The 11,303-nt window shown below is 37.7% G+C and carries 16 protein-coding genes; 9 read left to right on the plus strand and 7 right to left on the minus strand.

Annotated elements, in window-relative coordinates; translation table 11 throughout:
* The 3 genes from ACH2DQ_RS07835 to ACH2DQ_RS07845 form a co-directional block, all read left to right on the plus strand.
* A partial coding sequence (locus ACH2DQ_RS07835; protein WP_395026253.1) for an FtsX-like permease family protein occupies nt 1-1,616 on the plus strand: 1,616 nt, incomplete at its 5' end.
* Nucleotides 1,617-1,647: 31 nt separating this feature from the next.
* Nucleotides 1,648-2,331 carry a response regulator transcription factor gene (locus ACH2DQ_RS07840; protein WP_394912675.1) on the plus strand — a complete coding sequence of 228 codons (684 nt, stop codon included), beginning with the start codon at nt 1,648-1,650 and terminating at the stop codon, nt 2,329-2,331.
* Nucleotides 2,321-3,349 carry a sensor histidine kinase gene (locus ACH2DQ_RS07845; protein ID WP_394912676.1) on the plus strand — a complete coding sequence of 343 codons (1,029 nt, stop codon included), beginning with the start codon at nt 2,321-2,323 and terminating at the stop codon, nt 3,347-3,349. The genes ACH2DQ_RS07840 and ACH2DQ_RS07845 overlap by 11 nt, the downstream gene beginning before the upstream one ends.
* 92 nt (nt 3,350-3,441) lie before the next feature.
* Here the strand turns inward: ACH2DQ_RS07845 and ACH2DQ_RS07850 are convergent, their stop codons facing one another.
* Together ACH2DQ_RS07850 and ACH2DQ_RS07855 are read right to left on the minus strand one after the other, a co-directional pair.
* Nucleotides 3,442-3,648 (minus strand): helix-turn-helix transcriptional regulator, encoded by a 207-nt coding sequence (locus tag ACH2DQ_RS07850; RefSeq protein WP_394912677.1) that lies wholly within the window; start codon nt 3,646-3,648, stop codon nt 3,442-3,444.
* A 4-nt stretch (nt 3,649-3,652) separates the two neighbouring features.
* A complete protein-coding gene (locus ACH2DQ_RS07855) occupies nt 3,653-3,964 on the minus strand; it encodes a DUF6442 family protein (protein ID WP_394912678.1) in 312 nt (103 codons plus the stop codon).
* 323 nt (nt 3,965-4,287) lie between these two features.
* Between ACH2DQ_RS07855 and ACH2DQ_RS07860 the strand changes: the two genes are divergently transcribed.
* Entirely contained in the window at nt 4,288-4,506 is a 219-nt protein-coding gene (locus tag ACH2DQ_RS07860; RefSeq protein ID WP_394912679.1) for a hypothetical protein, read from the plus strand.
* A gap of 3 nt (nt 4,507-4,509) precedes the next feature.
* Here ACH2DQ_RS07860 and ACH2DQ_RS07865 read toward each other — a convergent pair whose 3' ends face one another.
* Complete coding sequence (locus ACH2DQ_RS07865) at nt 4,510-4,833, minus strand: winged helix-turn-helix transcriptional regulator (protein WP_394912680.1); 324 nt, start codon at nt 4,831-4,833, stop codon at nt 4,510-4,512.
* Nucleotides 4,834-5,009: 176 nt separating this feature from the next.
* Between ACH2DQ_RS07865 and ACH2DQ_RS07870 the strand changes: the two genes are divergently transcribed.
* On the plus strand, nt 5,010-5,528 hold the full coding sequence (locus ACH2DQ_RS07870; protein ID WP_394912681.1) for a nitroreductase family protein: 519 nt from the start codon (nt 5,010-5,012) through the stop codon (nt 5,526-5,528).
* Nucleotides 5,529-6,001: 473 nt separating this feature from the next.
* Here ACH2DQ_RS07870 and ACH2DQ_RS07875 read toward each other — a convergent pair whose 3' ends face one another.
* Nucleotides 6,002-6,913 carry a DUF2268 domain-containing protein gene (locus tag ACH2DQ_RS07875; protein ID WP_394912682.1) on the minus strand — a complete coding sequence of 304 codons (912 nt, stop codon included), beginning with the start codon at nt 6,911-6,913 and terminating at the stop codon, nt 6,002-6,004.
* Nucleotides 6,914-7,031: 118 nt separating this feature from the next.
* On the opposite strand from ACH2DQ_RS07875, the gene ACH2DQ_RS07880 reads away from it, so the two are divergent.
* Both ACH2DQ_RS07880 and ACH2DQ_RS07885 read left to right on the plus strand, forming a co-directional pair.
* Nucleotides 7,032-7,172 carry a hypothetical protein gene (locus ACH2DQ_RS07880; RefSeq protein ID WP_394912683.1) on the plus strand — a complete coding sequence of 47 codons (141 nt, stop codon included), beginning with the start codon at nt 7,032-7,034 and terminating at the stop codon, nt 7,170-7,172.
* Nucleotides 7,165-7,686, plus strand: coding sequence for a hypothetical protein (locus ACH2DQ_RS07885; protein ID WP_394912684.1), 522 nt, complete (start codon nt 7,165-7,167; stop codon nt 7,684-7,686). The genes ACH2DQ_RS07880 and ACH2DQ_RS07885 overlap by 8 nt, the downstream gene beginning before the upstream one ends.
* Nucleotides 7,687-7,737: 51 nt before the next feature.
* On the opposite strand, the gene ACH2DQ_RS07890 is transcribed toward ACH2DQ_RS07885, so the two are convergent.
* A complete protein-coding gene (locus tag ACH2DQ_RS07890) occupies nt 7,738-8,298 on the minus strand; it encodes a TetR/AcrR family transcriptional regulator (RefSeq protein WP_394912685.1) in 561 nt (186 codons plus the stop codon).
* Between the two features lie 163 nt (nt 8,299-8,461).
* Here ACH2DQ_RS07890 and ACH2DQ_RS07895 point away from each other — a divergent pair, with 163 nt between their 5' ends.
* On the plus strand, nt 8,462-8,764 hold the full coding sequence (locus ACH2DQ_RS07895) for a hypothetical protein (RefSeq protein WP_394912686.1): 303 nt from the start codon (nt 8,462-8,464) through the stop codon (nt 8,762-8,764).
* 30 nt (nt 8,765-8,794) lie between these two features.
* Entirely contained in the window at nt 8,795-9,073 is a 279-nt protein-coding gene (locus ACH2DQ_RS07900; RefSeq protein WP_394912717.1) for a GNAT family N-acetyltransferase, read from the plus strand.
* Nucleotides 9,074-9,791: 718 nt separating this feature from the next.
* Here ACH2DQ_RS07900 and ACH2DQ_RS07905 read toward each other — a convergent pair.
* On the minus strand, nt 9,792-10,139 hold the full coding sequence (locus tag ACH2DQ_RS07905) for a hypothetical protein (protein WP_394912687.1): 348 nt from the start codon (nt 10,137-10,139) through the stop codon (nt 9,792-9,794).
* A 66-nt stretch (nt 10,140-10,205) separates the two neighbouring features.
* The gene (locus ACH2DQ_RS07910) at nt 10,206-10,967 is read right to left on the minus strand and encodes an EFR1 family ferrodoxin (protein ID WP_394912688.1); all 762 of its coding nucleotides are present in this window, start codon (nt 10,965-10,967) and stop codon (nt 10,206-10,208) included.
* Nucleotides 10,968-11,303 lie beyond the last annotated feature (336 nt).

Consider the following 11,303-nt stretch of genomic DNA (forward strand, 5'->3'; position numbering starts at 1 on the left):
TGGTAAATATGAAGACAATCGCAATGACCGGCAAGCAGATTCGTTCCATGCTGGGATATCAGGTCATACGTCTGGGTGCTGCAGGAACAGTTTTGGGCGTCTTGACCGGAACAGCAGTTAATATATTTGCAGTGCGTATGCTTGAAAATATGGATTTTACATTTGCCCGGTATTATGAAACAAAATATACGTTGGTATTGGCTGTAATGGCATCCATTATATTCACTTCCATCACAGTATGGATCAGCAGCAGAAAGGCATTGCAGCTGGCTGCACGGATATCTCCGGTTGAGGCATTGCGCTTTCGGTCATCAGGAAGGAAAAAAACGATATTTGCAGTAATTTCTTTTGCCCTGAGTGGAATTTTATTTTGTGTTTTATTCACAGCCATGCTGGGGTATGATGTGGAATATATGGTGAACCGCAGCAGTGAGTCAGATTTTCGTATATACCAATACCATGCGGCGCAGTATATGAATAATCAATATTATGAACCGATGGAAATGGAATTAAAAGAGGAATTGGAAAAGCTTCCGTTTGTAAAAGAAAGCTATACTTACTATTCAGCAAGAGATGTTCAGCAAAAATCTAAAATAGAGTCTTTGGGTGATGTGAAGTTAGAGGGACATTTGAAAGAAATTATTGAAAAAGAATTTATAGATGTGGGACAGTCGATAGATGATTGGACCGAGGATACCAGGGGAAATTACGAAACCGCAATTATTGGCATGCAGCCCAAGGCTCTTTCTATGGAAGCCAGACAAATGGATATCCAGAGCGGCAGTCTGGATCCTGACAAATTTGAAAAAGGCGGTTACTTGATTTATCAGCCCTATTTTAGCTGGGGTGAGGGAGCGGATTACCAGTATGATTATTTAAAAGCAGGTGAACAGATCCCTATTTCATTTTATAATTATGAAACACAGGAATATGTGACTAAGACGTTTACGGTACTGGCTGTCATAACAGGCAAATGGGATAATTATGCGGGAGAGATTTCATCTACAGCCCAGTTTGTCATTTCAGATCAAGATTTTAAAGATATTTATGGAGCCGGTGCAGACCAGATGATTTTAAGTGTCCGCATAAACACCTCCGGAGGTAATGAGAAGGAGCAGCAGGAGACACTGGAGAATATAATTACAGAAAATTTCAATTCCCAGGTGCAGGTGACATCAAAATATATGAGCAGATTAAGTCAGCAGACTCAGAAAATACAAAAGACATTAATCGGTATCTTCGTAGGATTGATCTTTGGTTTTATCGGAATGGTGAACATTGTAAATACACTGGTAACAGGCGTATTGTCAAGGAAAATTGAATTTGCCGCTTTGCAGTCCATAGGGATGACCAGGATGCAGATGACAGGAACTATTTTCAAAGATGGTATGAAAATGCTGCTGCTTAGCTTTGCAATTATGGTTCCTATAGGAGTGCCTGTAGCAATTATAATTTCAGGTGCACCGATCTCCACCGGATTCGTGCCGGGGTTATATACAATTGCGGTTGGTATGGTACTGGCGGCAGGTGTTTTGCTTACGCTTACGGTATCCGGAATACTTACCTTATTTTTGAATAAGAGAACCGTTGTGGAACGACTGCGTGAAGCAGAATAAAAGAAAGGCAATGGAAAAGGAGTGAATGAAAATGAACCGGATTCTGGTAGTTGAGGATGACGAAGCCCTGAGAAATGGGATTTCTTATGCTCTTAAAAAAGAAGGATTTCAAACGATTACCGCGTCATGTTTAAAGGAACTTAGGCAGAATCCGGACGAAGAGGTGGATGCAATACTGCTGGATGTGACACTGCCCGACGGAGACAGCAGGAACTATCTTCTGAAGCTTCGGGAAACAAATAAAATACCCGTGATTTTCCTGACCGCAAGAAATACGGAGAGAGATATGATTCAGGGTTTTGATGCGGGCGCAGATGATTATATTACGAAACCATTTTCCATTCCACTGCTTATCAGAAGATTAAAGGCATTGCTGCGGAGAATGGGCAAAGAGGCAGAATCCAGGTATTGTGCGGGAGAGATAACCTATGATTTTGAAACAAAAACATTGACAAAATCAGGTGCAGTGATTACTCTCAGTAAGACGGAGTTAAAGATACTGGAGGTTCTGATTCAAAATAGAAATCAGGTTTTGACTTGGGAGATTCTACTGGAACGAATCTGGGATATTGACGGCAATTTTGTAGATAAGAATACGTTAAGTGTCAATATTGCCAGACTTCGGGATAAGATAGAAGATGACAGAAAGAATCCGAAATGGATTCTGAATGTATTTGGAATTGGGTATAAATGGAGTGATAAAGATGCCGGATAACAGAAAGAAAATAAGAAGAATAACAGGGCTTACGGCAGGGATATGGTTTGTATCCCTGTTTGTGTTTTTATTATATTGCAGTAAAGCGGAGAAAGCCAGTATATGGGGGGCAGCGGCTTACGGGGTGTGGAATCTTGTCCTATTCACAACGGCTTATGTGAAAATCTCTGGTATCGTAAATCGGGTAATGGAGAATGTGGATCATTGTATCCAAAGTCTGATTGATGGGAAACCTCAGCAGAAATTCTCCATGGAGGAAGAGACACTGCTTGGAAAGTTCCAGATGCAGATTATGAAATTATATCATATCATGAATGGAGCCAGGGAAGCAGAAGAAAAGATGCGAAAAGAAATGAGTGAAATGATTTCTGATCTGATTCATCAGGTAAATACACCCCTCACGAATATTCAGATGTACTCCGGTTTTCTCACACAGGATGATTTGCCGGGGGAAGAGAGAATGCAGATATGTGAAGTGATTGATTCCCAGGTAGAAAAACTGGGATGGTTTGCGGAAGGTTTTGGTAAGACGATGCGGCTGGAAGAGGACGTCATGCAGATCAGCCCCAAATCCCAGCCAATCCTCCCAATGGTACTTGGTGCTATTGATCAGATCGCATTAAAAGCCAAGATGAATGAAAATGAGATTCTTCTCCGGGGCCAGCAGAATATTGGTGCTGTATATGACCGGCGATGGACAGAGGAAGCGGTCTTTAACCTTATGGATAATGCTGTGAAATACGGCAGGAGATCCTCACCGATTACAGTACAAATGACGGCATACAATCTATTTGTCAGGATAGATGTGTGCAATTGGGGCGACCTCATACCAAAAGAAGAATATAATAAGATATTTACCCGCTTTTATCGTGGCGGCAACGCAATACAGGTGAAAGAGGGTGTGGGATTAGGGCTGTATCTGACGAGAAAAATTGTATCGGAACAGGGAGGGTATGTGAAGGTAGGAGCGGATGGAAAAAAAGGAAATATATTCAGTTTATTTTTGAAAAAAGCATAGGAAAGGTTCCTGATGTACATAGCAGTGTTTAGGCTTTCAAAGGGAAAAGAACCGTCCGGCACATCAATTACTGTGCCGGATGGTCCTTTCTGCTAAAAATAAAAGAGATCTTCAAATTTCTTATCCAATGCAATGCATAAAATCAAAGCTAATTTTGCAGTTGGATTAAACTGCCCTGTTTCGATAGAACTAATGGTATTTCTGGATACCCCCACCATTTCAGCTAATTGACTTTGTGAGAGCTTCTGCTCTGATCGGATTTCCTTTAAACGGTTTTTTAATATTAACTGTTCATCCATATACTTACCTCAACACGTTAAGAATAAAGTTTGCAAGGGAAGCTATGGATGCAAGGGATCCCGCAATTGTTAATAATAAGTATACTTTCTTTTTGGTGAACCTGTATTTGGGATATGCCTCGGCTGCCATAAATGCCCAAAACATTGCGTAAGGTGCATAACTATGCTGACCATTAAAAAAGCTAAACAAAATGATAAAAATAAACACAAAACAGAAGGCTATAAAACCTATTTTGCGTCCGGTGTTTTCAGCCTGCTGCATTCCTTCATCCTCATTCGCTGCTCTGCTTCTTGCTAATATCTGTTCCTTATTCATAACAATACCTCCTGATGTTTTGCCAAGTTTTCTTTACATCATCATCATACACCTGCCAAGTGTACTTGTCAAGAGGTTTTGCCAAGTTTTATTTGCAAAACCATCACTTTACCCCATCCGATTCCGTGCAGTATCGTGTACGGAACTGCTTGAACAGTGACATTATGTTGTTATACGATGGAAAATGTTTGGCGTGCAATTGAAATTAAGATTAGATAAGTGTAAAATAGCAGAATAGGGTAATGCAGTAACAATTTTCATATATCATTGTATGAGAAAAAATTAGGATGAAATAGAAATGTACAGTCAGAAAGGGGATTGAAATGGCATACAAACAAGAACTGTGGGATGAGGCAAAGAAAAAATGCAGGATATCGGATGAAGAGATACGAATGGCAAAAGAAATGGGATTAAATCCGAAAAGTCTGATAAAAAACATCCCAAATAAAAAGGAGCAGTGGAAAGCTCCGGTTAAAATTTGGATACGTGAAATGTATGAAGAAAAGCAAGAAAAGGCAGAGAAAAAGAAGAATAGAAAATAACCGTCAGATCAAGTCTCTAAGATAGTTACTCCCCCAGTTACACATGGATTCCAGAACAGGAATAATGCTTTTCCCAAAGTCGGTAAGCTGGTATTCCACTTTCGGCGGAATTACCGGATAAACGGTTCGCAAGAGCAGATTGTCACGCTCCAATTCACGGAGCTGCTGTGTCAGCATTTTGGGAGTAGCCTTTGGGATATTTCGCTGCAGTTCGCTGAAACGAAGCTTCCCTTCTATCAGATGAAACAAGATCAGTGCCTTGTATTTACCGCCAATTAGTTCTAATGTGGCTTCCACCGGACAATTATATGCGCTTGGACATCTCATTTTTTCACCTCCATAATTTACACTATCTTTTTAGGTACTATATACCATAAAAGTGCATACTTGTTCTAATGAATATTAGTGTTATAATTATAGCTGAAGTTGGTAAGAATATCAACCTTTGCTTGCAGGCAGATACTATTAATTATAATTTAACACCCTGATTAAAGGAGGTATTTATGAGTTTTCTTGAGATTGCAAAAAAAAGGTCTTCTGTTCGTTCTTATACGGAACAGAGGGTAGAAAAAGAAAAGCTGGATCAGATTCTGGAAGCAGCGCATGCAGCGCCGACTGCTGCAAATCTCCAGCCGGTACATCTGCTGGTTGTTCAGGAACCGGAAGGAATGGCGAAGATTGAAAAGGCAGCAAATGTATTCCATGCACCGCTGGCGATTATTGTGTTAGCAGATCACAATAAAGCGTGGGTCCGCCCATTTGATAATAAGCAGACCGGGGATATTGATGCCTCAATTCTGACAGACCATATGATGCTACAGGCGACGGAGCTTGGACTGGGAAGTGTCTGGGTTTGCTATTTCAAACCGGATATTCTGCGGGAAGAATTTCGTATCCCGCCCAATCTGGAGCCGGTTAATATACTGGTGATTGGTTATTCCGCCCAGGAAGAGGGGAATCCCAATCGGCACAGCCAAACCCGTATTCCGGTTAATGAACTGGTTTCTTATGAGAAACTTTAAGACGATAAAGACTGGGACTTACAGAAGATGTGGCATGAGCTAAGCACAAGGAGGTCCCTGGAGAAAAACATTGGTTATTGTGAATCACATGTTCAGGTACTTGTGGGAGATAAGACGATTTTCTTCTGGCTTGCCGATCAGGAAATTAGAAATTTGACCGGGATATGCTGAAGCTGGCGGGCAATGAAGGCTTTAAGGCAGCCGGCAGGATAGAAAATCCTGCCGGCTGCCTTAAAATGAATGAAAAGCAGTAAATATTAAAAAATTAATTGTATATTCCGGTATCACCCTGAAGTCTCCGTGCGGGTGCATCAATTTTACTTTCATTGTTAAAAAGGATCGGCAGCCTGTAATGAAACTTTTTGCTTCAATTATATTAAAATGTCACATGCATTGGACATATATTTCCGCGGGGCGGAACTTTATTTGGCGTTGGAAAGCTAATGAGCAGAAATTTAAGTAAGAGGTTAGTCCTATTCTTCCCAAAAGTCTTCTATATCTCGGAGTATTTCATTGGTTGGTATCAGTGTCGCTTCTATAATAGTTTTACCGGTTTTTTCTAAATAGTGCTTAATCATATAATATCCACATGCATAGCCTGCACAAAAGGGCAGTCCTACCGGAAAATAACCCCGCATTTTCGCAATTTCATCTCCGTAGAGATAGGATGTTAAATTATCCATGCCTTTTACATCCAATGCATCTTGGATGATTGGCTTTATATAATTGTTCAGCGTGTCCATATCTATTTTACTAACCCAGGGACCTAGTTTTTCTTCTCCATAAATGGAGGTGGCGTAGTTTTCAGCCAGCCCCTCCGTGACCATCATACCAGCCAGGGATATATCGTCACGCCATTTTTCAAATTGAAACCGCACGTTGTGGTTGCACTCATGGGCGAGGGCAGCCGGTATACGCCCAATGGTGTATTCGTTTGGTGTAATGGCACCAAAAATGTATCCGGGTATGCCGCCGTCACCGGAATAGCCATCGCTGAGTATGGTATAGGGACTCTTGGGATCTGCCAGCAGAATGGTATATAAATAATTCTGAACCGGTAATTCTACACCGGCGTCCTCAAACCGACCCAGTGCGTCTTCTATGGAGTGCTGGCAGCTTTTCCAAAATGAATCATCCGACAGCAATTGAACGCTTTCTTCCTGTCTCTTATCAATTTCCAAAGGATCCAGATATCCTAACATGTTGCTTGCCATGATAACGTCATAGCCATTTTCCTGTTTCGCCTTGAGAGGAATGCAGTAACACGCCCATTTCTTCTCGAAGGGTTTCATCATTTCATAACGATATATGTCGTTCTTTTTTTCTGCAGGGGCATCAATCATTTTCTTGTAGATGATATCTGACCGAATATTCTTGATTTCCATATTGTTCTCCTTTTCTGTGTGGTCTATTGATATCATACACGTTGACGCGGCGAGAAGGTCAAGAGGAAATTATTTTTGACGTAGAAAAATATGAGGAAAGAAGAGGAGAAAAAGATGGATGTATGGGGTATCGATTTGGGAACATCGAATAGCCATGGTGGGTTATTGGAATGGAGAAAAAGTAGAATTAATTGACAATGTATTTGGTAAGAAGCTGACACCATCTGTAGTAGGGATAGAGAGTTTCAATTGTGGTTAAATCAGCTGGAAGGGAATCTGGGATTATGACCTTTTGGAAAGTACTGGGGATAAGCCCTACTAAAGATATAAAAGAAATTAAAAAAGCTTATGCAGCACAACTTAGGTTAATACAAATTGATCAAAATCCAGAGTTGTTTCAAGAACTTAAAGAAGCATTTGACTATGCGGTAGGTTATGCCAGAGATTATGAAAATGCATCAAATGTAAATAAGGTGGACAAGATTAAGACAGATAATCAAGGGGAGTTAGAAAATATTTCTATATCGGATAAAGCCGGGAATATTCAATTATCCAGTAGTCAAACAGAACAAGATAGCGAAACTTCTGAAGAATTCAATATAAAACTGAGCAAGATTTTAGATAATTTTCAATTCTTTATAGATATTTCAAGGTGGAAAAATCTATTATCTAATAAACATACATGGAATATAGAAGCCGAAATATATAATCAAAGAATAATTGTTATTGTGCTTTTGCAGCATTATAAGATCATGCCCGGAAATAATAAATAATCGTTATTAAAGGGAGTTACATTGTTAGTGTATACTCCCTTGTTTAGAAAATTAAGGCATTATTTTTTCAATATGTTCATTTAGCATACGTAGCAAATTCAATACTTTTTTTTGAGGATAATTAAAATTATTTTCCATCCACAAATTCAGAATAGATATACACCCTTGAATATGATATGCAGTAAAATAGCGCATTTCTTCAGTAATGCTGTTTTTTTTATCTTCGTACATCCAAATTTCTAAATAACTATCCTCAAGAAGTTGATTGATTTGCCTTTGAAATTTTAAATCTCCATTACCAACAAGAAGCATTTTGCAAATAGTTGAATTACTATATACATAATCAATCAATCTAATATAGAGTTCTTCATAGTTATGAGTTGGATTGTTTACTATCATTGAACCCAATTCTTTAATAACGTTATCTTCTAGTTTCTCATATAAATCATAAATATCTTGATAATGAGTATAAAATGTCGAACGATGAATATCAGCTGTATCTGTTAATTCCTTAATAGTGATATTCTGTATCTTCTTTTTCAAAAGTAATTCTGCAAGTGCATTATAGAGTGCTTTTTCTGTTTTTTTAACCCGTCTATCCTCATCATTCATAATACCACAACCTCCTAAACGACAATAGCGAAAAGATATGTCGCTTATCAGACATATCAATATTAAATTGATTGTAGAAAAGCGACCTTGTGTCTATTATAATATGTTTAGTTATCGTTTGCAATATAACTTAATAACGGTAAAAGACAAGGAGGAAAAGATTGTGAATTTAGAGATTAGAGAATTAAATGAAAAAGATTATAAAAAAGCGATACAATTTGCAATTAGAGGAATGCACCTTAATTGGTATATGGATAATGAGCTAATATTATATTTATACGGTAAATATTTCTGGTATATGGAAATGTTACATGCTACACAAATTATTTCAGTGTATGCTGGCAACGAATTGGCAGGTGTATTACTAGCAAAAATAAGAGGAGAAAGACAAAAATATTACTCTTTGACAAAGTCATTTTATGTAAAAGTATTTGAAATACTCCAAAATTTATTTGTTAAAAAATGAGTGAGTGTTTATGATATAGCTAATGCTGAAATGTTAAAACTATATTGCAAAGAAAATTCGCCAGATGGAGAACTTATTTTTCTGGCAGCGAATCCAGATATCAAAATAAAAGGAATTGGTAGCACTTTACTACATGAATTTGAAAAGAGACTTAAAGGTAAGAAGATATATTTATATACGGATAGTGGGTGTACTTATCAATTCTATGAGCATAGAGGATTTGAACGTGTGGGAGAAAAGGACATTATAATGAATTTAGGAAATAAAACTGTTGAATTACAGTGCTTGTTATATAGCAAAGTTCTATAAAAGTAATATAATATCGCTAAATGTGATGGTTGAAAGGCAGGGATAATATATTAAAATTTTAATAGTTGAATTTACAGAAAATGAAGAACAAATATACAAGCAAACCATTGATTGGCTATCTTCTAAGCTCTCGACTTCACCTACATTTATAAAGCAATCTGCTAACGGGTTTCATTTAGACCCATTTACTCGAACCTTTACTAACGACAAAGGGCAAGTCACATATCTAACTGCGAAAGAATTTGACTTGTTATAAACCCACAATACATACTGACCGTTTGGGGTGTCGGATATAAATTTAATGAAGAAAACCGTAGGTTGTATCGCATCATTGTGCATTACATAAAATCTACGGTTTTGTATATTTATCATAGTGTCATATCAAAGCTCTTTCATAAATGGTAAATCTGTGGTAAATTTGACTTCTATATCCTTAGTTATCGTTGATAAACCTAGTGTTTAAGCAATAATCGGTATTTCTATTTTAAATTTTATATAATTATAAAAGAAATGGTTTGCAAAAATTAGTAAAAAAATATAAATATATGTCAGAAAGAAATAAATATTTATATATTTTGGAACTGAATAAAATGTTTGGAAAAGATGGATGCATCATTTGCAATTCAGTATCGTACAGAAATAATAATATTCAGTATAGTTTGTATTCTTATAATTATTTTTTTAAGTAGAAGTAATTTAATCCTTGATGTACCATGAATCAATCCATTTTATTATGAATTCTCTGATCAGTCTTATAAAATCCTGCAAGCAGGAAAAATAAGCCTGCAACCAAACCTATGGTGATGGATAAATTCACGTCAAGTTTGAATAATAATGAAAAGATACTGATGACAAATTCTATTAAAAAGGAACGTTTTCCAAGAGATATGAATATATCAGGTGCAATGCGCTGTGCATAATCCCAGTGTTCCTGAGTTTTGCGGGAGGCAGGCGTGTCGTACCCGTTATGAGTGTCCATATCTGAAACAGGGTGTTTTTTCAAAATAGAAGCTGTGAGAATCATAACAAAGGGTATGATCAGATTTAAAATAAGTAAAGCATACATAAAGACTAACCTCCACTTTTTTATTTTTGGATCATAGGAATTACGATTTTAGATTCATTGACGCATTCAGAGATATTTTTCTATCCTGCTTTGTTCATATACGCGCTTTCCCAGTAGCGTAATTGCCTGCTTTGGACAATGATTTATACAACGATAGCACATAGTACACTGATTTCCGGATCTGGCAATTCCATTTTCCATCACGATGTTTTTCAGGGGGCACAACTTTATACATTTACCGCATCCGATACATTTTTGGGAATGAATGATAAGCCGGTCTGTATAGCGTTTTGTTTTATTGTAAAAGTACAGCCGTTGCCCTAACAGTCCGGCGAGATGACTGAAAGGACCTAATCCCTCTTGCGGTGGTTTGCCCATCTGTAATTTTTGTACCGCTTTTTTTATTTTTTCTTCTGATTCTGTTACAAGCCGTCTGTTCTTTTCCAATGATGTTTTCAAAACTTTTTCATCACTGATACTGTCCGGCATTTTTAAGTGTAAACCGCCGGTTACCGTTGCGCCATAAGCTTTCAGCAGTCTTGCCAATACGCCGGAACCGTCTCCACTGAATATTCTCATTGTGGCCAGGATGAAAACTTTTTTGTCCTGCCATAACACCTGATTATGAATAATAAAATCACGCATAATTTTCGGTATGCTACTGTACTGTGTGGCATAGCCAAATACAATCTCTGTTTCACGGCGGATTATTTCTGGCAGCCTGCTGTCTTCAATCGAATAAACGATTGCCTGAGGGTCATATTCTTTTACAAATATTTCTACGCAATGTCTTGTATTGCCTGTGCCGCTAAAATAGATTCCGATCATAGTCAGATGTACCGCCTTTAATATACTCTTTGTGGTATTTTATTTCTTTAAGTATAATGGAGAATAATACCTTCGTCAATAGTTAGGAGGAGAAGTTTTTCCTGAACAGGTCACTAAAAATATAGGTGAGTCCAGTCAATGGAAAAATAGCTTGACATAGTTGTACCTCCATTAAAAAAGTGCAAAGCCCTTGATAATTCAATAGACTTTACACTTGTATATGTTATTGTTAGGTTATGATGCCTTAAATGCTTTTTCCAAATTATCGACTCTCATTTCTAAATCGGCAACCTTTGCATTTGCTTCTATATTTTCTTTACGATGACGCATCTCATC

This window comes from Robinsoniella sp. (assembly GCF_034124845.1).